Annotated in this window: 21 protein-coding genes; 8 read left to right on the forward strand and 13 right to left on the reverse strand. The window is 65.6% G+C overall.

Annotated elements, in window-relative coordinates:
• Positions 1 to 81 precede the first annotated feature (81 nt).
• From Y882_RS16595 to Y882_RS16620, 6 genes are all read left to right on the forward strand, one after another.
• Complete coding sequence (locus Y882_RS16595) at positions 82 to 651, forward strand: nitroreductase family protein (RefSeq protein WP_046973067.1); 570 nt, start codon at positions 82 to 84, stop codon at positions 649 to 651.
• The gene (locus Y882_RS16600; protein WP_046973068.1) at positions 639 to 1538 is read left to right on the forward strand and encodes a 5'-3' exonuclease; all 900 of its coding nucleotides are present in this window, start codon (positions 639 to 641) and stop codon (positions 1536 to 1538) included. Before Y882_RS16595 ends, Y882_RS16600 begins: the two co-directional genes overlap by 13 nt.
• A 288-nt stretch (positions 1539 to 1826) precedes the next feature.
• The gene (locus tag Y882_RS16605; protein WP_046973069.1) at positions 1827 to 2789 is read left to right on the forward strand and encodes a DMT family transporter; all 963 of its coding nucleotides are present in this window, start codon (positions 1827 to 1829) and stop codon (positions 2787 to 2789) included.
• A gap of 70 nt (positions 2790 to 2859) precedes the next feature.
• Entirely contained in the window at positions 2860 to 3423 is a 564-nt protein-coding gene (locus Y882_RS16610) for an NUDIX hydrolase (RefSeq protein WP_046973070.1), read from the forward strand.
• A gap of 105 nt (positions 3424 to 3528) precedes the next feature.
• Complete coding sequence (locus Y882_RS16615; protein WP_046973071.1) at positions 3529 to 3894, forward strand: hypothetical protein; 366 nt, start codon at positions 3529 to 3531, stop codon at positions 3892 to 3894.
• 207 nt (positions 3895 to 4101) lie between these two features.
• On the forward strand, positions 4102 to 5298 hold the full coding sequence (locus Y882_RS16620) for a GGDEF domain-containing protein (RefSeq protein ID WP_046973072.1): 1197 nt from the start codon (positions 4102 to 4104) through the stop codon (positions 5296 to 5298).
• Positions 5299 to 5384: 86 nt separating this feature from the next.
• On the opposite strand, the gene Y882_RS16625 is transcribed toward Y882_RS16620, so the two are convergent.
• Positions 5385 to 5762 (reverse strand): cupin domain-containing protein, encoded by a 378-nt coding sequence (locus Y882_RS16625; protein WP_156171543.1) that lies wholly within the window; start codon positions 5760 to 5762, stop codon positions 5385 to 5387.
• 463 nt (positions 5763 to 6225) lie between these two features.
• Here Y882_RS16625 and Y882_RS16630 point away from each other — a divergent pair, with 463 nt between their 5' ends.
• Both Y882_RS16630 and Y882_RS16635 read left to right on the forward strand, forming a co-directional pair.
• Positions 6226 to 7404: a YjgN family protein gene (locus Y882_RS16630; RefSeq protein ID WP_046973074.1), complete on the forward strand. Its 1179-nt coding sequence runs from the start codon at positions 6226 to 6228 to the stop codon at positions 7402 to 7404.
• Positions 7405 to 7409: 5 nt separating this feature from the next.
• Entirely contained in the window at positions 7410 to 8477 is a 1068-nt protein-coding gene (locus tag Y882_RS16635) for a M48 family metallopeptidase (protein WP_046973075.1), read from the forward strand.
• A gap of 28 nt (positions 8478 to 8505) precedes the next feature.
• On the opposite strand, the gene Y882_RS16640 is transcribed toward Y882_RS16635, so the two are convergent.
• The 12 genes from Y882_RS16640 to Y882_RS16695 all read right to left on the reverse strand — a co-directional run bounded on the left by Y882_RS16640 (position 8506) and on the right by Y882_RS16695 (position 21757).
• Positions 8506 to 8808 (reverse strand): STAS domain-containing protein, encoded by a 303-nt coding sequence (locus tag Y882_RS16640; protein ID WP_199728084.1) that lies wholly within the window; start codon positions 8806 to 8808, stop codon positions 8506 to 8508.
• Between the two features lie 11 nt (positions 8809 to 8819).
• A complete protein-coding gene (locus Y882_RS16645; protein ID WP_046973076.1) occupies positions 8820 to 10004 on the reverse strand; it encodes a methyl-accepting chemotaxis protein in 1185 nt (394 codons plus the stop codon).
• Between the two features lie 14 nt (positions 10005 to 10018).
• Positions 10019 to 11116, reverse strand: coding sequence for a protein-glutamate methylesterase/protein-glutamine glutaminase (locus tag Y882_RS16650; protein ID WP_046973077.1), 1098 nt, complete (start codon positions 11114 to 11116; stop codon positions 10019 to 10021).
• A 108-nt stretch (positions 11117 to 11224) separates the two neighbouring features.
• Positions 11225 to 11884: a chemoreceptor glutamine deamidase CheD gene (cheD, locus tag Y882_RS16655; protein WP_046973078.1), complete on the reverse strand. Its 660-nt coding sequence runs from the start codon at positions 11882 to 11884 to the stop codon at positions 11225 to 11227.
• A complete protein-coding gene (locus Y882_RS16660; RefSeq protein ID WP_082121161.1) occupies positions 11881 to 12762 on the reverse strand; it encodes a CheR family methyltransferase in 882 nt (293 codons plus the stop codon). The genes cheD and Y882_RS16660 overlap by 4 nt, the downstream gene beginning before the upstream one ends.
• Positions 12763 to 12764: 2 nt before the next feature.
• Complete coding sequence (locus Y882_RS16665) at positions 12765 to 14480, reverse strand: methyl-accepting chemotaxis protein (protein ID WP_046973079.1); 1716 nt, start codon at positions 14478 to 14480, stop codon at positions 12765 to 12767.
• Positions 14481 to 14506: 26 nt separating this feature from the next.
• On the reverse strand, positions 14507 to 15013 hold the full coding sequence (locus Y882_RS16670) for a chemotaxis protein CheW (RefSeq protein WP_046973080.1): 507 nt from the start codon (positions 15011 to 15013) through the stop codon (positions 14507 to 14509).
• A gap of 204 nt (positions 15014 to 15217) precedes the next feature.
• Positions 15218 to 16870: a methyl-accepting chemotaxis protein gene (locus tag Y882_RS16675; RefSeq protein WP_046973110.1), complete on the reverse strand. Its 1653-nt coding sequence runs from the start codon at positions 16868 to 16870 to the stop codon at positions 15218 to 15220.
• Between the two features lie 201 nt (positions 16871 to 17071).
• The gene (locus tag Y882_RS16680) at positions 17072 to 18745 is read right to left on the reverse strand and encodes a methyl-accepting chemotaxis protein (RefSeq protein WP_046973081.1); all 1674 of its coding nucleotides are present in this window, start codon (positions 18743 to 18745) and stop codon (positions 17072 to 17074) included.
• Between the two features lie 199 nt (positions 18746 to 18944).
• On the reverse strand, positions 18945 to 20936 hold the full coding sequence (locus Y882_RS16685; protein WP_046973082.1) for a chemotaxis protein CheA: 1992 nt from the start codon (positions 20934 to 20936) through the stop codon (positions 18945 to 18947).
• A gap of 132 nt (positions 20937 to 21068) precedes the next feature.
• Positions 21069 to 21431, reverse strand: a complete 363-nt coding sequence (locus Y882_RS16690; RefSeq protein WP_046973083.1) for a response regulator — start codon at positions 21429 to 21431, stop codon at positions 21069 to 21071.
• A 14-nt stretch (positions 21432 to 21445) separates the two neighbouring features.
• A complete protein-coding gene (locus Y882_RS16695) occupies positions 21446 to 21757 on the reverse strand; it encodes an STAS domain-containing protein (protein ID WP_046973084.1) in 312 nt (103 codons plus the stop codon).
• Between the last annotated feature and the right edge of the window lie 111 nt (positions 21758 to 21868).

Consider the following 21868-nt stretch of genomic DNA (forward strand, 5'->3'; position numbering starts at 1 on the left):
TCACTCCTCTCCACTCACTCCTGTTCTCTCACTCCTGCCCTCCTGCGTTAGCATCATGGTTTGGCCTCCCCGGACCTCCCCATGTCCCACCCACTTTCCCTGCTCCTCGAGCGCCATTCGGCTCCCTCCCGCCAGCTGGGTGAACCCGGACCGGATACGGCCACGCTGCACGCGCTGCTCGAAGCGGCCATCCGCGTGCCTGACCACGGCAAGCTGGAACCGTTTCGCATCATCCTGCTGCAGGGCGATGCCAAGCGCGCCTTCGGTGAACGGCTGGCCGCGCTGTCGCTACGCGTCAATCCCGACATGACCGATTCCAAGCGCGAGAAGGACCGCACGCGCTACGACTTTGCGCCGCTGGTGGCGGTGGTGGTCGCGCGGCTGGACCCAGAGAGCAAGGTGCCGGTGATCGAGCAGCAGCTGTCCGCCGGCTGCGTGGCCTACAACCTGCTGTTGGGTGCGCAGGCGCTGGGTTTTGGCGCGCAGTGGCTCACCGGCTGGGCGGCCTATCACCGCGATGCGGCGGCCGTGCTTGGCCTGAAGGATAACGAAAGCGTGATCGGCTTCGTGCATATCGGCACGCCGCAGATCGACGTGCCCGATCGCGAGCGGCCGGTACTCGCCGAGGTGGTCAGCACATGGACGCCATGAGCCGTCCAGCCGTCCATCTGGTGGATGGCAGTCTGTATGTGTTTCGCGCCTGGCATTCCATGCCGGACGAGTTCCACGATACCGATGGGCACCCGGTCAATGCCGTGCACGGTTACACCCGCTTCCTGTGCGAGCTGCTGGAAAAGGTCAAACCCGAGCACCTGGCGGTCGCGTTCGATGCCTCGTTGACCACCTCGTTCCGCAATGCGATTTATCCGGCCTACAAGGCCAATCGCGAGCTGCCGCCGCCGGATCTGGAGCGGCAGTTCGTGCTGTGCCGCGAAGTGACCCAGGCACTGGGCGTGCCGGTGCTGATCGACCACACCTTCGAGGCGGACGATCTGATCGGCAGCGCCTTGTGGACCATGCGCGCCCACGGCAAGCGCAGTGTGATCGTGTCCGCCGACAAGGATTTCGGCCAGCTGCTGGGCGAGTTCGACGAACAGTGGGATTACGCGCGCAATCTGCGCTGGGGCCCGCCCGGCGTGCACGAGCGCATGGGTGTGCATCCGCACCAGGTCGCCGACTATCTGGCGCTGTGTGGCGATGCGGTCGACAACATTCCCGGCGTGCCCGGAGTGGGCGCCAAGACGGCGGCAGCCTTGCTCGCCCATTTCGGCAGCCTCGATGCCCTGCTCGATCGCGTGGACGAAGTGCCGTTCCTGCGCATACGCGGCGCCGCCAGTTGCGCGGCGAAACTGCGTGAGCATGCGGAGGCTGCCCGGCTGTATCGCCGTCTCACGCGGATTGCGCTGGATGCGCCGGTGCCGACCGAAGCGGATGCCCTGCGGCGGTTGCGCGGTGAAGTGGACGCGATGGATGCGTTGTGCGAAAGGCTGCGCTTTGGGCCGTTGACGCGGACGCGGTTGAAGGCGTTGTTGAGCTAAGGGACGACCTCATCGTTTTTGTAGGAGCGCACTTGTGCGCGACCAACCTACGAAGGGCGGCCCTTCGGTCCGCGGTCGCGCACATCAGCGGGCGGTGCACTCGTAGTCTGCGATCCCCCTAGATTTTTGTGGGAGCGCACCCTGTGCGCGACTGGCCTTTCGCGACAATCGACTACTGTTCGCGAGGTTTGTCGCGCACAGGGTGCGCTCCCACAAAAAAAGTGCGCACGCTCGGCAGGGCGCAATCTCGTACAAGACATCACCTCTGAGACACATCACACTGCGTCCATGTTGAAAGGCACCCTCTATGCACTCGCCGCCGGCCTGATGTGGGGTCTGGTGTTCGTCAGTCCGTTGCTGCTGCCGGAGTATCCGGCGGCGCTGCAATCGGTAGGCCGTTACCTCGCCTTTGGGCTGATCGCCTTGCCGTTGGCGTGGATGGATCGAAGCGCACTGCGTGTGCTCAGCCGCGCCGACTGGGTGGAAGCGCTCAAGCTCGCCGCGATCGGCAACCTGCTTTATTACCTGTGCCTGGCCAGCGCGATCCAGCTGGCCGGCGCTCCGCTGCCCAGCATGATCATCGGCACCTTGCCGGTGGTCATCGCGGTCACTGCCAATCTGCGCTACGGCCATCGCGATGGCCACCTGCCATGGCTCGCGCTGGCGCCCTCGCTGGGGCTGATCGCCATGGGCATCGCCTGCGTGAACCGGGCAGAGATCGCCATGCTTGGCCATCCTTCCGGTGCTGACCTGTGGCGCTATGTGCGCGGCGGTTTGCTCGCGGTGGGCGCGGTGGTTTGCTGGACCTGGTATCCGCTGCGCAACGCGGCCTGGTTGCGTCGGCATCCGGATCGCAGTGCGCGCGCGTGGGCCACGGCGTTGGGTCTGGCCACTCTGCCGTTGGCCGTGTGCGGCTATGGCTTGCTGTGGTCGGTGATGAAGATCGCCGATCAGCCGTTCGCCATGCCGTTCGGTCCGCATCCCTGGCGCTTCATCGGCCTGATGGTCGCGATCGGCTTGTTCGCCTCGTGGCTGGGCGCGCTGTGCTGGAACGCCGCGAGCCAGCGTCTGCCCACGGCGATCGCGGGGCAGCTGATCGTGTTCGAGACCCTGGCCGCGCTAGCCTATGCCTTCATCTTGCGCGGTCATCCGCCCGGCGCGCTTACCCTGGCAGGCATCGCCTTGCTGATCGCCGGCGTGATGTGGGCGGTGCGCATCAAACCGCGGCCAGTGGAACTGGCGGTGGAATGACGGTGTGGTTGTGGCCGAACGGAGGGCGCGGCAACATGCATGACTCCCCTCCTGCCGCGCGGCCACGCCGATGAATCAGCCAGACTCCCGCATTCCCGCCGACGCCGACGCGCCGGTGGAAACCCTTCATGTCGGCAAGTGGCTCAGCCTGCGCAAGCGCGGGCGCTGGGAGTTTGCCGAGCGCAACAACCCGGGCGGCGCGGTGATCATTCTGGCGGTCACGCCGGAGGACAAGCTGCTGTTCGTCGAGCAGTACCGCGTGGCCATCCAGAAGCACACCATCGAGATGCCCGCCGGCCTGGTCGGCGACCTGCACGAGCATGGCGATGAAGACGTGCTGCTCGCGGCGGGCCGAGAGCTGGAAGAGGAAACCGGCTATCGCTGCGCGCGCCTGCAGTTCATCCACGAAGGGCCGTCCTCCTCGGGCATGAGCACCGAGATGATCGCCTTCGTGCGCGCCTGGGATCTCGAGAAGGTCGGCCACGGTGGTGGCGATGAGAGCGAGAACATCATCGTCCACGAAGTGCCGCGGGCGCAGGCCGGGCGGTGGCTGTTTGCGCGCGCCGCCGAAGGCTATTCGATCGACCCGAAGCTGTTCGCCGGCCTGTGGTTCATCGAGCACACCCAGCCCTAGCCGCCAACCTGAACGCAAACCTCAGCGGGGGCTAAAGATTTCGGCGGGAACGCCGATGTGAGTCATGTCGACCCATCCCAACCTGACCACATCATGGACCCCCTTATGAAGAAGACCCTGATTGCCGCCGTCCTGTTCCTGGCCGCTCCGCTGGCCGCCCATGCCGCCTGCGCCCCGACCGATTTCGCCGTGCAGGACTTCAAGATGAAGCTGGTCGGCGCCGGTGCCGCCGCCCGCCTGAGCCTCAGCGGCTCGCTGGTGAACCACTGCGCCGAAGCGGCCGCCGCGCAGATCAGCATCGACGCCAAGGACACCTCGGGCAAGGTCATCCAGAGCAAGAAGGGCTGGCCGGCCGGCACCACCAACATCGGTCCGGGCCAGTCGGTGGAGTTCGATCTGGGCCGTCTGTTCCGCTTCGACCCCGAGATGCAGCAGTACACCGTCGGCGTGGCCGACGTGCGCACCTGGTAAACCTCGTTTGGTGTAAGCCCCTACGCTTTATCTTGCTTTTCTTCGAGGCTCCTCCCGGGGCCTCTTTTTTTGCGCCGATGTCGAGCAAGTGTGACGCAGTTCAAGTTTTTGAGGATTTGTCCGATATGCTGAGGAGACCCAGACACCGCCTCATCGGAGGCCCAGGGCGCCTTCTCGGCCGGGAGGGACCTGGCACCAGGGAGAGCCATGCATCTCGACATCCCTACCCTGACCCTCGCCTGCCTGCTGATGGGCATCGGCGCATCGGTTGGTTTCACGTCGTTGATGGCGGTCTTGAACACACAGAAGGTGCTGCGTATCTGGGTGGCCAGCATCTGGATCAACACCCTGGGCGTCACCCTGATCGGGTTGCGCAACCACATCCCCGATGTCATCTCGATCGTCATCGGCAACGGTCTGCTGGTCACCGGCAACGTCCTCGCGCTCAAGGGTATTGCCCAGCACCTGGGCTTGCCGATGCGCTGGCGCTGGCCGGGCAGTTTTGCCGTGGTCTATACCGGCGCCATCGCCTGGTTCGCCTTTGCCACGCCCAACCTGGGCGCACGCTTGCTGGCCGGCAGCCTGCAGGCGATGGCGTTCAATTTCGCCTATGCGTATCTGTTGCTTCGTTACAGCGAGCCGGACATCCGCAAGAGCTGCCGCATCGCCGGCGCCGTGCTGGTGACCAATGGCCTGTTCTATCTCGCCCGCGTCTTCGCTCCGCTGGATCCAGGTTCCAGCCAGAATCTGATGACGGCTGGCATGCCGGTGGCGGCGACCTATGTGGTCGGCATCCTGACCACGCTGGCCTCGTACTTCGCCTTGCTGCAGCTGATCACCGAACGACTGATGGTGGACCTGCGCCGCGCGGCGCGTACGGACGGCCTCACCGGCCTGCTCAATCGCAGCGCGATCGTGGCCGAAGGCCGCGCGTCGCTGGAACGCTGCCTGGAACGCGGACAGCCGTTCGCCTTGCTGATTTTCGATCTGGATCACTTCAAGCAGATCAACGACCGCTGGGGCCATGACGCCGGCGACGCGGTGCTGCGCCACGTGGCGCAGATGCTGCGCAAGGCCGTGCAGTGGCCGAATTATCTGGCCAGTCGTTACGGCGGCGAAGAGTTCGTGGTGGCGCTGCCCGGCGCCACCCTGGTGCAGGGACTGGAAACCGCCGAACGCCTGCGGCTCGCACTCGCCCATTCGCATGCACGCATGGGCGAGCAGACCATCCCCGTCACCGCCAGCATCGGCGTCGCGGTGGCACGGCAGGGCACGCGTTTCGAGCACCTGGTGCGCCAGGCCGACCAGGCGATGTATCGCACCAAGTTCGACGGCCGCAACGGCGTGAGTTATGCGGGCGATCACGATACACGCCTTGCCGAAGCAGGCGATTCGCGCTGCTGACGGCCCCTGCGCCGTCCACGAAAACGGATCGGCCGGCTTCCTGCTGAAAGCGAAGCCGGCCGCCCTCACCGTATCGCCGGGCGAACTTACTTCGCCGTCTTCAGCTCGACCACCAAGGCTTTGGTCGGCGTCGTGCCTACGTTCTGATTGCTGTGCGTGATCGGCTCGCTGTAGATCGCCTCGCCTGCCTTGCGCTCCATCTCGGTCACCTTGCCGTCGGCGCTGGTGCTCTTGGCCTTGCCGCCCGTCTCGAAGTAGACGACGTTGGCCGGATGCGAATGCATCGGCAGCGATTCGCCTGGCTTCAACCAGACCTCAATGACGCGTACCTGATCGTTGTCGATCAGCACCTTGGTGTTTTTCGGTGCGACCTTGACCATGTCCTGGGCGCATACCGATCCTGCAAAGACGCAGGCCAGCGCCAGCAACGCACACTTCATGCTGCACGAAACGGAAGTCATCATCACACGTCCTCCAGCAGTTCGACGAGGTCGGTAAGGCATCCGCGAGCGCGCGGAAACCTGCGTTTGGACGTCCCTTTCCATGGTGGACGGAACGTCCACCTCATGCCCCTGCATGGATCCGAATACCTGCGAATCGACACGCGCTGTTGCCACACGTGGCGATCGCCGTGTGCGCAAGTCGAGGGGGCGGAAGCGACGACGTGTGCCTGGAAACACCGAACACGACAAGCCCGGGAAGGATGCTCCCGATGTCCGTAGAAACCTACGCCCCGTCGATGGCAGCGTCAATTGAACGGACGGCCGAGCAGCTGTTGCGCCGGGCAGCCTGAGCCTGGCGCTGGCAGCCCTGCAGCTGACGCAAGGTTCAGGCAACCCTTACATGCATTCCTAGCGTCGAAGGGCGAGATTCTCGGCTATGCTCCTCTCGCTTCCCGGGGGGGAGGCGATCAGGGGAATCCAAGCTATGCATGACGAGACCATGGCCTCGGGCGTGTACTTGCCCGAGATTGACGTCGCTCCACCTGCCTTACCCGTAAGCAAGGGCCGCCGCCTGGAGTTCCGCGGCAACGCCAGGGACTATTTCCGCATCTGGATCGTCAACGTGGCGCTGAGCCTGGTGACGCTGGGCATCTATTCGGCCTGGGCCACGGTGCGCACGCGCCGCTACATGCATGCCAACACCGTGCTTGCCGGCACGCCGTTCGAATACCTGGCCAAGCCGATACCGATCCTCAAGGGACGGCTGCTCACCGCCCTGATCTTTGCGACCTATGTGCTGGGCGGACAGTTTTTCAAACCCGCACAGGTCGCTGCCGCGCTGGTCATCGCCGTCTTCATGCCGTGGATGATCGTCAAGAGCCTGATGTTCCGCGCGCGCTACTCCTCCTGGCGCGGCTTGCGCTTCTATTTCACCGACGACTACGGCGGCGCCTACAAGTGGTACTTCGGCGCGTATTTCCTGATGGGCATTCCGCTGGTGGGCTTCTCCCTCGCGTCGCTCGCGGGCCATCCCGGCCTTGGCGCGGTGCTGATCTTCGGCGGCATCGCGGTGATCATGCCCTGGATCAAGGGCCACCAGCAGGAATGGATGGTCGAGAACCATCACTTCGGCGGCAAGTCGTTCAAGTTCGCGGCCGAAGTCAGCGACTACTACGGTGTCTATATCAAAGCCGCCGGCGTGGCGTTCGCATGGATGGCCCCTTCCGCGATGCTGATCGGCGGCGTGTTCTTCGCCTTCAAGAGCCAAATGGCGGTCCAGCCCAAGGCGCCGCCGCTGCTTGCCATCGCCGCGGTCTACGCCTGCATGGCGCCGCTTTATCTTGGCGCCTGGACCTACGTGCACACGCGCATGACCAACCTGCTCTACAACAACGCGCAACTGGGTTCGTATCGCTTCCGCTCCACGCTGGGGTATTGGGAGATGTTCGGCATCTACCTCACCAACGGCCTGGCCGTGCTTTGCACGATCGGACTGGCGATGCCCTGGGCGCGCATACGCCTGGCGCGCTATCGGGCGGATCACGTGGAGATCGTGGGTGCGGGCGACCTCGACGATTTCGTGCGCGATGCGTTTGCCCACGGCGAGATCGGTGCCGCGGCGACGGAAATGGACAGCCTGTTGGGCATCGACATCGGCCTGTAAGCACGATGATCCCGGCCGTCTACTTCGATGGACGATCCACTCGCGCCATACCGGTGACGGTATGGCGCGAACACTCCGTGCTGCTCTGGCACACCGGCGATCGCACGCAGCACTGGCAGTCGCCGCTGGAGGCCTTTGAACCCAGCGCACGGGTGATCGGCCTGCCCTATGCGTTGCGGCTGGCCGACGGTGCTTACCTGCAGGTCGATCACGACCTGCTGCCCGATGACTGGTTTCCCCGTCACCATCGCCTTGAACGCGTGGTCGACTGGCTGGAGCGCAAGTGGCCGGCGGCGATGGCCGGCGTCGTGATCATCGTGGCGGCGCTGATTGGACTGTTCGAATTCGGCGTGCCGTGGGCGGCCGACCGCATCGCCTCACATCTGCCGGCCACGCTGGAACACAGCATGGGCACGCAGTCGCTGGCCGCACTGGAAGGCCGCCTGCTGATGCCCACCACGCTCAAGCCCGAGCAGCAGGCGCATTACCAGGCCGTGTTCCAGCACTTCGTGCAGGGCATCCACGGCCTGCCCGAGGTGCGCCTGCGCTTCTACACGGCGCCAGCCATCGGCGCGAATGCCTTTGCCATGCCCGATGGCAGCGTGGTGTTCACCGATGCGCTGATGAAGGAGCTGCCGGACGACCAGGCCTTCACGGCGGTGGTTGCGCATGAGCTGGGCCACCAGGCGCACCATCATCTGCTGCGCGAGGTCTTACGCAGCTCGGGCGTCTTCATCGTCGCGGGGATGTTGATGGGCGATGTCACCTCGCTCGGCGGCGTGACCGCGGGCGTGCCCATGTTCCTCATCAACGCGCACTATTCGCGCGGGTTCGAGGCCGATGCCGATAGCTACGCCTTCGACGCGCTGGCGCAGCAGAACATCGATCCGGTGGCCTTCGTGCATGCGATGCAGGCGCTGAAACGCGCGCATCCGGAGATCAAGGGCGAGGACAAGAGCATGCGCTATGCCGCCAGCCATCCGATGACGGCGGAGCGCATCGCCCATGCGGATGCCGCGTCACGCGCGTTTCAGGCGCATCGTCCGGCATCGCAGGCAAAGGGCGTGCACTAAGCGCCCTGCCCGCAGGCGATGCGAGACGTCAGTGCAGTACGAACAGCTTGTCGAAGCCGGCCACGCGCAAGGTGCCGCGCAGGCCGGTATCGGCGTTGACGATGCGGATCTCCGCGCGATCGGCGCCGGCGTGCTCCCGCAGCAGGAGCAGCATGCCGAGGGCGGAGCTGTCCATGCTGGAGACTTCGCCCAGGTCGATCACGTAGCTGCGCGCGGCGCGACCGCCGAGGCAGGCGTCGTGGAAGGCGCGGTGCACGGTGAAGTCGAAGCGTTCGCCCAGCTGCAGGGTGACGCAGTCGAGGTCGGGGTCGTGGTGGACGGTCAGGCTCATGGCTCAGTTCCTCAAAACAGTTCGATCTCGCCGGCATCCATCGAGTTCTGCAGCGCCGGGCCGCGCGAACGCAGGCGTGCCTTCTCGCGCTGGATGGCCAGGCGGTTGCGTACGCGCTCGGCGCGCTGCGCCAGCGACTCGGCATCGATCGGGCTGCAGGCCAGCTCCTGGATATCGCGGGTGCACTCGGTGGTGATGTCCTGCAGCTCGACCAGGCGCTGGCGGGTCTGGTTGATCAGCTGGCTCAGGATGTCCTCGAACTGCAGCGAGCGCACCGTGGTGGCCACGTCGGTGCCCAGGCCGCGGTTGATCTCCACCACCTGGTCGGCGACCTTGCTGGTCCGGGCGTCGCTCTCGGTGACGTGCGCCATCATCGCGTCGATGCCGCCCTTGGCCGACAGCGCCACGTTCAGGTCCTGCGAGGCCATGGTGCCGACCAGTCCGCGCAGCTGCTCCATCGCGGTACGGGCGCGTTCGACGTGGCTGCCGATCTGTTCGTTGAACTGGTTGGAATGGCTGGCCAGGTTGCGGATCTCACCGGCCACCACCGCGAAGCCACGACCGGATTCACCGGCACGCGCTGCTTCGATCGCTGCATTGAGCGCGAGCAGGTTGGTTTCCTCGGCGATGGTGTTGACGTTCTTGAGCAGGCCGAACACCGCGTCCATTTCCTTGGCCATGCCATCGATGCGGTAGACGATGCGCAGGCTTTCGCGCGACATCTGCACGATCATGTCGACGAAGTGGGCGAGCAGATCGCTGGTGCGCGCGGCAAAATCCTGCACAGAGACGCCTTCGCTCTGGCCGTCGATGATCTGGCGCAGCAGCGACTGCTGCATGCCGGTCTTGCGCGACAGGCCATCGAAGCCGCCGCCGAGTTCGGACACGGCATCGCGCAGCAGGTCCAGTGCCTGGTGAAGTTCGCGCGTGGCATGGCCCAGTTCGTCGACCAGCGAGCTGCGCACTTCCTCCAGCGCCTCGCGCACGGGCTCATGGTGGGCCAGCGAGACGTCGATGACCGGCTCGATCGCCGGCACGGCACGACGCGTCTCGATGATCCACGCCGCGGTCAGCAGCACGACCACCAGCGGGCCCAGCCACGCCGACGGCCACAGCATGGTCAGCGCCAGCGCCACCGCACTGGCGGCGAGGCCAGCCACCGGGCGCTTGTGCATGAAGGAGAAAAGAGTATCCATAAGGTATCTGCCGATCAGATGGCCGCCGCAGCGGCGCGGGAAACAGGTTGATGCGCCATCGCGAGCAGGCGCGCGGCAATGTGTTCGAGCGGAAGCTTTTCGCTGGAGGCGCCCAGCTTCCAGGCGGCGCCGGGCATGCCCCACACCACCGAGGATTCTTCGTCCTGCACTAGGGTGCGTGCCCCGCCCTGCTGCAGTTCGAGCAGGCCGCGCGCGCCGTCGTCGCCCATGCCGGTGAGCAGCGCGGCGATCGCCGACTGGCCGACGCTGGCGGCCATGGATCGGAACAACACGTCCACACTTGGCTTGTGGCGATTCACCGGCGGACCGTTGTGCAGGCGGCACACATACTTGGCGCCATCCCACATCACCAGCAGGTGCTGGCTGCCCGGCGCGATATACGCATGGCCGGCCTGGATCGGCTGGCCATCGCGCGCCTCGCACACGCGCATCGCGGAACAAGTGTCCATGCGAGCGGCGAACGGACCGCTGAAAGCGGCGGGAATGTGCTGGGTGATGACGATCGGCGGCGCGTCCGGCGGCATCGCTTCAAGCACCACGCGAATGGCTTCGGTGCCACCGGTGGACGCACCGATGGCGATGATCGGCATGCCGCCACGGGTGCCGGCGCTCTGGGCGCGCGGCAGCACCGCATCGGCGCTCAGGCGCGGCGGCACATCGAGCTTGCGCACGGCGGTGCGCTGACGCGGCCGCGCAAGGGCGGCCAGCTTCACCTTGGCGCAGATTTCCTGCGCGCCCTCGGCAAACGTGCTGGCCAGGTCGTTGCCCGGCTTGGTGAAGAAATCGACCGCGCCCAGCTCCAGCGCGCGCAGGGTCACTTCCGCGCCTTCCTGGGTGAGCGAGGACACCATCACCACCGGCATCGGGCGCAGGCGCATCAGGTTTTCGAGGAAGGTGATGCCGTCCATGCGCGGCATTTCCACATCCAGCGTGAGCACGTCGGGATTGAGCTGCTTGATCTTTTCGCGCGCAATCAACGGATCGGCGGCGGTACCCACCACCTCGATGCCCGGATCGCACGAAAGCATGGTCGACAGCAGCTTCCGCACGAGTGCGGAATCATCGACCACCAGGACACGTACTCTTTCCATCGCGTATTCGTCTCGCCTTCGTGGTGCGGCGCGGGTGGATCACCCGCATCCGCCGGCCCGTGTCGGCGCCTGATGCCTGCAGAGGAAACTGGAGTGACGCGCGCGGCGTCAGAACAGTTCCACTTCTCCCTTTATCGGATCGTTTGCCAAACGCTTGAGATACTGGCGCTCGCCGTCCACCAGCACGGCGTCGGTGCGGCCACGCAGCTGGCGCACGCGCGCCTTGCCGCTGGTCGGGAAAAACTGCACGTGGCGCGGATGCACGTCGCCCAGGTCTTCCGCGGCCACTTCCAGCCGTTCCGCTTCGAGATAGCGGCGCACGAAAGCGATGTTGCGCTGGCCGATGTCGGTCATGGTGGCAAGCACACGTCCGCCGCCGAACACTTTCACCACCAGGTTCGCGCGCTGCCCGCCGGCCTTGAGGATGGCGTTGATCAGCTGCTCCATGGCGTCGTTGCCGTAGCGTGCCGCGCGACCGATGGTGTCGGCCCAGCCGCCGCGCTCGCCGCCGATCGGCTCGGGCAACATGAAGTGATTCATGCCGCCCAGGCCGCGCACGCGGTCGTAAATGCAGGCGGACACGCAGGAGCCCAGCACGGTGGAAATCATTTCCTGCTGGGCGCTCACGTAGAACTCGCCCGGCAACACCTTGACCGTCATGCACGACTGCGTCGGATCCCAGAAGCGACGCAGGTGTTCGAAGCCCGGCAACACGCGGGCCGGGTCATACCCTGTGCCCACGGGGAGTTGGGCGGCTAGGACATTCATGTATTGCGTTTCCGGTAGACCGTCCGTCCAATCAGGTCGAAGCTGTCATTGAGTCCGTACATGGACTCGGAGTGGCCGAGGAACAGGTAGCCGCCGTCCGGCAACAGACCGGCATAGCGCTGGAATAGGCGCTGCTTGGTGGGCTTGTCGAAATAGATCACCACGTTGCGGCAGAAGATCGCGTCGAACGGCCCTTGCATCGGCCAGTCGTGCAGCAGGTTCAGCGGGAGGATGCTGACCAGCTCGCGCAGGCGCGGATTCACGCAGACGTAGTCGGCGTAGTCGCCTTCGCCGCGCAGGAACCAGCGGCGGCGACGCTCCACACTGACCCCTTCGAGGCGCTCGAGCGCGTACACGCCCTTGCGTGCCGTCTCAAGCGCCTGCGGCGACAGATCGGTGGCAAGGATCTTCGCATCCATCTGCTGCGCGCCGTGTTTCTCCAACGCTTCGGCCAATACCATGGCGAGCGTGTACGGCTCCTCGCCGGTGGCGCAGCCGGCCGACCAGATGCGCAGGCGGCCGCCGTTTTTCTTCTCGCTGATCCAGCGCGGCAGCAGCTCGTCGGTGAGCAGATCAAAGTGATGCGACTCGCGGAAGAACGCCGTCACGTTGGTGCTGATCGCGCTCGCCAGCTCGCCCAGCTCCTGCTGCGGATCACGCCGCAGCAGCTCGCAGTAGGCCTGGAAATCGCGCAGTTTCAACGCACGCAGGCGACGCAGCAGACGGCCCTGCACCAGCTGGCGTTTGTGCTCACCCAGCGAGATGCCGCACTGCTCGTAGACAAAAGTGCGCAGGAACTCGAACTCGGCATTGCCCAGCAACGGGCCGCCCACGGCCGCCACGCCGGCTTGGTTGTCCATCGCGGCAGCCGTGTTCATGCTCAGAACTCCTTCCAGGAACCGGCGTCCGAGGCTTCAGCCCGGACAACAGCGCGCGGCGCCGGGGCGTTGGAGCTGCGCACCGCGGCGAACACGGCCTCGGCTTCAGCCATCACCGACTGCGAGCGCGCCTTCTCGGTCGCCACTTCGGTACCACCTTCGCCGAGCTGGAAGAAGCCGACCTGGCGAGCCAGTTCGCCAGCCTGCTCCTGCATCGCACGAGCGGCAGCTGCGGCCTCTTCCACCAGCGCGGCGTTCTGCTGGGTCATCTCGTCCATCTGCAGCACGGCATGGTTCACCTGGTCGATGCCGGCCGACTGTTCCTGCGACGCCGCGGCAATCTCGGCCACGATGTCGGTGACCTTTTTCACGCTGTCGACGATGTCGGCCAGCGCCTTGCCGGACTGGTCCACCAGCGACGAACCCACGCGCACCTTTTCCGCGCTGTCGTTGATGAGACCCTTGATCTCCTTGGCCGCACCCGCGCTGCGCTGCGCCAGGTTGCGCACTTCGGTCGCCACCACCGCAAAGCCGCGGCCCTGTTCGCCGGCACGGGCGGCTTCCACCGCAGCGTTGAGTGCGAGCAGGTTGGTCTGGAAGGCGATTTCGTCGATCAGGCTGACGATGTCGGAGATCTTGCGGCTGGAATCGTTGATTTCGCGCATGGCCGAACTGGCCTGCGCCGCCACTTCACCGCCGTGCTCGGCCTGACGGCGCGTGGCGCTGGCAAGCTGGTTGGCGTGGCTGGCGTTCTCGGCGTTCTGCTTCACGGTGGAGGTCATTTCCTCCATCGAGGAGGCGGTTTCTTCCAGGCTGGAGGCCTGTTCCTGCGTACGCTGGCTGAGGTCGTCGTTGCCGCGGGCGATCTGCTGCGCGGCCGAGCTCACCGAGCCGGCACCGTGACGCACTTCGCCGACGATGGAGGAGAGGCGTTCGTCCATCGTGCGCAGGGCGTCGAGCAGCTCGCCCAGTTCGTCCTTGCGGGTCACGTCGATCTTGTGGCCGAGCTTGCCGCCGGCGATGGCGTGGGCAACCTTCACCGCCTGGCCCAGGGTGTTGAGGATGGAGCGCATCAGCAGTACGGCCATCAGACCGGCCACCAGCAAGCCCACGATCAAGGCAATGATGCTGACCGTGCGCACGAGGTGGTAACGGCTCACCTGCGCGTCGTAGATCTGCTTGGCATCGGCGCGCTGCGCGTCGACCAGCTTGGCCAGCACGTCCTGGCGCTGCATCATCAACGGGCGCACCTGCATTTCCAGCAGTTCGGACGAACCGGTGTCGCCCTGCTTGAGGGCGTCGACCAGCGAATCCTTGGCGTCCTTGTAGTCGGCATCGGTGGAGCGCCAGTCGTTGAACTGCTTCTTCACCGCATCGCTCATGGGGATCGCTTCGAACTGCTTCTTCAGCGCCTCCATTTCCGCCTGCATCTTCTCGTAGTCGGCCAGCTTGGCCTTGACCTGCTCGGGCTTGCTGACCAGCGAGCTCGACTCGCCCAGCAGGATGAAGGACATCAGCGAACGCTGCGAGATCTGCGAGATCAGCTGGGCGGGCACGATCTCTTCGTCATAGATCTTGCCCATGCCATCGTTCTGCTGCTGCATCGAACCGATGCCGATCACGGCGCCGGCGATCAGCATCAGGCCAAGCAGGCCAAGCACCGCACGCATGCGGTTCCTGACATTGAGTTCCGGGGCTTTCAGTGCGAACTTCTTCATGTTGGTTCCAATCCTGCGTATGTCGGTCAGGCCACGGCTTTGACATCGGAGACGGCTGGCAGCGCCGCCTCAAGCATCTGTGCGTCCTGGGGCTGCAACAGCTTGTCCACGTCCAGCAGCAGCACCATGCGCTCGCCGGCGGCGGTCAACCCCTTGAGGTATTGCGTATCCACGGTGGTACCCATGTCGGGCACCGGGCGGATGGCGTCCGGCGTGACGTCAAGCACGTCGGACACGGCGTCGACCACGACGCCGAAGTTGCGGCCTACCACGGTGATGATCACCGTGACCGTGGTGGTTCCATAGGCTTCGCGTTCCAGGCCAAAGCGCAGGCGCATGTCGATCACCGGCACGATCGCACCGCGCAGGTTGAGCACGCCGAGCACGTAATGCGGCGCCTGCGGAATGCGCGTCACCGGGGTCCAGCCGCGGATTTCCCGGACCGCCAGAATGTCGATGCCGTATTCCTCGTGGGCGAGGTTGACGGTGAGGTACTGTGACTGGAGCGCCTCGCTCCGGGTGTTGTCGGACATGTTCGCCTCGTGGTCGGGGCCGCGTGCGAGGCCCCCTATCGGGTTCTGGATCGGCGGTGATGGGGGAAACTTGAGCGAATTGGAGCGCTGTGGCCGGGCTGGCCGTGTCCCTGTGGGAGCGCACCCTGTGCGCGACGACCTGGCGACACCGCGCGATGGAGCGCCGTCGCGCACAGGGTGCGCTCCCACAGGGCTGACGCCGGATCAGGTCGTTAGAGCCCATGGCCGGACCGTGACCGGCGACGCAGGCGCTGCTCGCGTACCGCCTTTCGGTTTCGATGTTTCCGACTGCAACCGGAAATACCGCACCCGCACCTCCAACTCATCCGCCTGCTCCTGCATGGCGCGCGCCGCGGCGGCGGCCTCCTCGACCAGGGCCGCGTTCTGCTGGGTGACCTCGTCCATCTGCATCACGGCCCGGTTCACCTGATCGATGCCCGAGGATTGCTCCTGCGCGGCGGCGGCGATCTCGGCCACGATGTCCGTCACCTGCTTCACGCTGTCCACGATGCCGGCGAGCACCTCGCCCGATTCGCTCACCAGCGCCGAGCCGGCCTGCACCTTTTCAACCGTGCCGCCAATCAGCGCCTTGATCTCCCGGGCGGCCGAGGCGCTGCGCTGGGCGAGGTTGCGCACCTCGCCTGCCACCACGGCGAAACCACGGCCCTGTTCGCCTGCACGCGCTGCTTCCACGGCGGCGTTGAGTGCGAGCAGATTGGTCTGGAAGGCGATCTCGTCGATCAACTGCACGATGTCGGTGATCTGGCGACTGGCGCCTTCGATCTCGCCCATGGCGTGACGAGTGCGCGTGGCCACCTCGCCACCGCGCTCGGCCTGGGCGCGAGTGCTGCGGGCAAGTTGATCGGCATGGCCCGCGTTGTCCGCGCTCTGGCGCACGATGGAGGTCATCTCTTCCATCGAGGCGGCGGTTTCTTCCAGGCTGGACGCCTGTTCCTGCGTGCGGTGCGACAGGTCATCGTTGCCGCGCGAGATCTGCTGGGCCGCCGTCGACACCACCTGCGAGCCCTGCTGCACGTCGCGCACGATCTCCACCAGCTTGCCGCGCATGCGCTGCAAGGCGTCGAGCAGGCTGCCCGCTGCAAAGCGCTCGGCGTGATCGCCCGTGGCCAGGTCGCCGTCGGCGATGCGTGCAGCCATGGCCAGCGCAAACGCCGGCTCGCCGCCGATGCTCTGGCGGATGCTGCGCATCGACTGCCACACCACGCTGATCACCAGCAGACCGACGACGCCCGCTTCCAGCAGGCTCACCAGCAGCGCGTGGCGGAACTGTTCGTTGATGTCGACGAAGTAGGCGCCCGTGCCGATATGCATGTCCCACGGCTGGAACCATGCGCTGTAGGTGATCTTGGGCTCGATCTGCTTGTCCGGCGGCATGGGCCACGAGTATTGGGTGATGCCCGAGCCCTGCGCGCGATCCACGGCCGCGATCATCTGCCACAGCGGCTTCCCGTCCGGGTCCTTGTCCTCGCGTACATTCTTGCCTTCCTTCTCCGGGAAGATCGGATGAAGGTGCATGACAAAGTTGGAATCGAACGCAAAGACGTAGCCGGAACCCTGGCCCCAGCGCATCGTGCGGATGACCTCGAAAGCTCGGTGCTGCGCCTCTTCCTCGCTGAACTCGCCCGCCTTGGCACGATCGTGGAAGCTTTGCGCAACGGCAGTAGCGCTGGCGACGTGGTCCTGCAAGGCATGCACGCGCGCCGCCATCTGCAGGCGACGGCTGTCGATGGCGGATACCACGGTAAGCGCCATCAGGCCGGCCACCACAAAGGCGATGACCAACCACACCTTGGCCGCCAGGCTCAGGCGATCGACGAATTTCAACGGAGACTTCATGACACTGACCTTCAGAATGAAAAGGACGGTTCTGCGATTGCCCGGATTCATTCCCTGCATTGCTCTGACGCAGGCCAGCGGCCCGCGCGCCGCGGCTTCCTGTCGCAGCTGTGGTTGATGTTGCGAACGGCGCCCCTTGGAATCCTTCGCCGCAAGAACACCCTGCCGACGGCTGGCGCCATGCCGGCCGTCGACGGTTTTTTAGAACTCGGTCCAGCCCGCGCTCGCCGAGGCGAGCTGCGGCTTCGGCACAGTCGGTGCCGGCTGTCGCGCGGGGACCGCGGGACGCGTCGCGACACGCGCTTCGCCCTGCAGGCGGAAATAGCGGATCTGGCGTTCCAGCTCATCGGCCTGCTCTTGCATGGCGCGTGCGGCGGCCGCCGCCTCTTCCACCAGGGCCGCATTCTGCTGGGTGACTTCGTCCATCTGCATCACGGCGCGGTTCACCTGATCGATGCCCGAGGATTGCTCCTGCGCGGCGGCGGCGATCTCGGCCACGATGTCGGTGACGCGCTTGACGCTGTCCACGATGCCCGCAAGCACCTGGCCGGATTCGGCCACCAGGGTGGAGCCAGCCTGCACCTTCTCCACCGTGTCGCCGATCAGCAGCTTGATCTGCTTGGCTGCCGACGCACTGCGCTGCGCGAGGTTGCGCACTTCGCCAGCCACGACCGCGAACCCGCGGCCTTGTTCGCCAGCGCGTGCAGCCTCTACGGCGGCATTGAGCGCAAGCAGATTCGTCTGGAAGGCGATCTCGTCGATCAACTGCACGATGTCGGTGATCTGGCGACTGGCGCCTTCGATCTCGCGCATGGCGTGACTGGTGCGTGTCGCCACTTCGCCACCGCGCTCGGCCTGCATGCGCGCGCTGCGCGCCAGCTGGTCGGCATGGCCGGCGTTGTCCGCGCTCTGGCGCACGATCGAGGTCATCTCTTCCATCGACGCGGCGGTTTCTTCCAGGCTCGAGGCTTGCTCCTGCGTGCGATGCGACAGGTCGTCATTGCCACGCGAGATCTGCTGCGCGGCACTCGACACGACCTGCGAACCTTGCTGTACCTCGCGCACGATGCCCACCAGCTTGGTACGCATGCGTTCCAGTGCATCGAGCATGCTGTCGGGCGAGAAGCGAAGCTCGCCGTGACCGGCCAGGTCGCCGTCGGCGATGCGCGCCGCCATGGCCAGGGCAAACGCGGGCTCGCCGCCGATGCTGCGGCGGATGCTGCGCATCGACTGCCACACCACGCCGATCACCAGCAGACCGACCAGGCCGGCCTCCAGCAGGCTCACCATCAAGGCGTGGCGGAACTGTTCGTTGATGTCGACGAAATAGGCACCCGACGCCACATGCAGGTCCCACGGCTTGTACCAGCTGGTGTAGGTGATCTTGTGTTCGTCCTGCTTGCCGCCCGGCATCGGCCACATGTATTCGGTGGCGCCGAAACCCTCACGCTGGTCGGCATCCATCATGTGGCGATACATGAAGGTGCCCTGGCTGTCCGCCTCGTCCTTGATGCTCATGCCCACGCGCTTGGGCATGATCGGATGCATGCGCATCACGAAGTTGGAATCGAACGCGAACACGTAACCCGCGCCCTTGTTCCAGCGCAGCGCGGACACCGCCGCCAGCGCCTGCTTCTTCGCATCTTCGTCGCTGAGCTGACCGGCCACGGCACGCGCGTGATAGCTCTCGATCAGCGAGATGGCCGTATTCACTTCGTCGCCGAGCGCACTTACGCGCGAGGCCATCTGCAGGCGGCGGCTATCCAGCGCGGAGACCAGGGTCAGCGTCGCCAGGCCCGCCACCACAAAGGCGATGACCAGCCATACCTTGGCGGCCAGACTCAGTTGATCGATGTACTTGATGGGAGACTTCATGGGGGGCGACCTTCTTTGCCACGGGCGGATTGCGATAGCCCGAATTCATGCCCTGCACTGCCCTGACGCGGGCCGCAGGCCAGCGCGCCGCGGCTTCCTGTCGCGGCTTGGAATCAACGTGTCGTGGTTTTTTCCCGTCATCCCTGCGAGCAGCTTCACAACAGCGAAGCTGGTCACGCAGGCATGACGAGTCGGTGAATCAGGCCGCTTTCCGGCGACCCTGCATGCGCACCAGTCCGGCGATGTCGACAATCAGCGCGACCGAGCCGTCGGCGAGAATGGTTGCGCCGGAGACGCCCTGCACGCGCCGATAGTTCGCTTCCAGCGACTTCACAACCGCCTGTTGCTGGCCGATCAAGCCGTCGACGAACAAACCCACGCGCGAACCATCGCCTTCCACCACCACCATCAGGCCTTCGTCGATGGCGTGCACCGCGCCCTCGCAAGCGAATGCGTCATGCAGGCGGATCACCGGCAGGTATTCGCCGCGGAAGCGGAACAGCTCGCCGCCACCCACCACGCTGCGCACCGCGTCGGCCTTCAGCTGCACCGACTCCACGATGGAGACCAGCGGCACGATGTAGCGCTCTTCGCCCACCGCGGCGGTCAGGCCGTCGATGATCGCCAGGGTCAGCGGCAAGGTGATGGTGAACACGCTGCCGTTGCCCTGCGTGCTGCGGATCGCCACGGTGCCGCCCAGATCGGACACGTTGCGGCGGACCACGTCCATGCCCACGCCACGCCCGGAAAGATCGGTGGTGACGGCGGCAGTGGAGAAGCCGGGCTGGAAGATCAGCTCGGCCACGGCGTCGTCGCTCATGCCTTCGCTGCTGCTGATGATGCCGCGCTGGATCGCCTTGGCCACGATCGCGTCGCGATTGAGGCCGGCGCCGTCGTCGGATACTTCCACCACGATGTTGCCACCGCGATGGGAAGCCTTGAGCGTGAGCGTGCCGGTATCACCCTTGCCTGCCGCGCGGCGCTTGTCCGGCGTTTCCAGGCCGTGGTCGATGGCGTTGCGCACCAGGTGCACCATCGGATCGCCGATCTTCTCCAGCACCGTCTTGTCCAGCTCGGTCTGTTCGCCGATCAGCTCCAGCTTCACCTGCTTGCCGAGCTTCTGGCTGATGTCGCGCACCATGCGCGGGAAGCGGTTGAACACGGAGGCGATCGGCAGCATGCGGATGCCCATCACGCTTTCCTGCAGCTCGCGCGTGTGGCGCGCCAGCTGGGCCAGGCCTTGTTCGAGCACGGCCAGTCGCGCGGCGTCGATGTCGCCTTCGCGGAAGGTGTCGAGCATGGACTGAGTGATCACCAGCTCGCCCACCAGGTTGATCAGTCCATCGATCTTGTCGATCGATACGCGCACCGAACTGGACTCGGCGCTGGTTTCGCGTTGCGCACGCGCGGCGCCGGCGTCGGCCACCGCAGCGGGTGCAGCCGGTGCAGCGACAGGTGCCGCCGGTGCGGCGGCCACCTCGGCTACGACGTGCTTCGCCTCAATGACTAGATCGCATTCGTCCTCGACCCAATCGAACACGCCCTTGATATCGGCGCGCTTGACCGGACCGGTCAGCTCGATGGTCCAGCCGATATGGCACTCGGTCGGTTCCAGCGCGGCGAAGGCCGGCAACTTGTCGAACTCGGGCGTGACCTGAAGCTTGCCGAGGCCGGCCAGCTCGCGGATCAGTCGCAGCGGCTCGTTGCCGCTGGCGAGCATGCCGGCATGCGGACGGAAGCGAACCGTCCAGGCATCAGCCTGATCCACATCGCGGCGCGCCTGCACGGCAGCAGCCGGCGTGCCGCGTCCCATCGCGGCGGCCAGCTCGTTGCGCAGCCCTTCGGCCACGGTGTCGTTGAGCGGCTCGCCGACCTGGGCGCGGGCGAACATGCCGCGCAGGCAATCCACCGTGCGCAGCAGCAGTTCGATGATGGAGCCGTCGATGGCGCGCTTGCCGCTGCGCACTTCATCCAGCAGGGACTCGGCCTCGTGGGTGAACGAGGACATCTCCGGAAAACCGAAGGTGGCCGCGCCGCCCTTGATCGAGTGCGCAGCGCGGAAGATGGTGTGCACCAGCTCGCCGTCGCCGCCCTCGTCCAGCGCAAGCAGCGACGACTCCATCGTATCGAGTCCTTCCAGACTCTCTTCGATGAACACCTGTTGAAACTGCGCCAGACCGGCCTTGCTCATGGGGATCTCTACTCTTTAGAAACGTCGCTCTTGACCGTCATCCCTGCGAAAGCAGGGATCCAGTGACATTGCTTTAGACCGGCAAAAGAAGGCACTGGATTCCGGCTTTCGCCGGAATGACGGTGAGGGGCATCAACCCAGCACGCGCTTGACGGTCGCCAGCAGCTGCTCGGGATCGAACGGCTTCACCAGCCAACCGGTCGCGCCGGCGGCCTTGCCTTCCATCTTCTTGTCCGTGTGCGACTCGGTGGTCAGCATCAGGATCGGCACGCCCTTGTACGCCGGCATCGTGCGCAGCTCGCGCACCATGCTCAGGCCGTCCATCACCGGCATGTTCACGTCCGCCAGCACCAGGTCGAAGCTGCTGCCCTTGGCCGCATCGAGCGCGAGCTGGCCGTTCTCCGCCTCGCTCACATCATGGCCGGCGTTGCGCAGGGTGAAGGCCACCATGCCGCGCATCGAAGCCGAATCGTCAACCGCAAGAATCTTTGCCATCTTCCACCTCAGTTTCAGGCCGGCATCGGTGCCGGCAGTTCCAAAGCCTGTGCGAGGCCGAGCACGCCGGCCGCGTCACGCATCACTTCGCTCACACCCAGCCAGGTCGGCGACTGGCCGCGCGCCGCCGCCTCGCGGCGGAACGCCACCAGCAGCTGCAGTGCGGCGGTGTCCACCCGCTCCACGCCCGCGCCATCGAGCTGCGCGGCGGCGTCGAACGCTTCGATCAGTTCGGCCTTTACGTCCGCCACGCTGCCGAGGCGGAAATCGGCCGGCAGCGCGATCACGCGCGCCTTGGCCTTTGCCTCACCCGTCGTCTTGCCCATGGTGTGATCCTGTGCCTGCCCGTTGGGCGTCTACGGGTGGTTTATCGGCCATGCCGTTGTTCGCTTTAGCGATCTTTGTCCCGTCGGGGCATCGCCGATCCGCGCAAAATG

The organism is Dyella japonica DSM 16301 (assembly GCF_001010355.1).
GTDB lineage: Bacteria > Pseudomonadota > Gammaproteobacteria > Xanthomonadales > Rhodanobacteraceae > Dyella > Dyella japonica.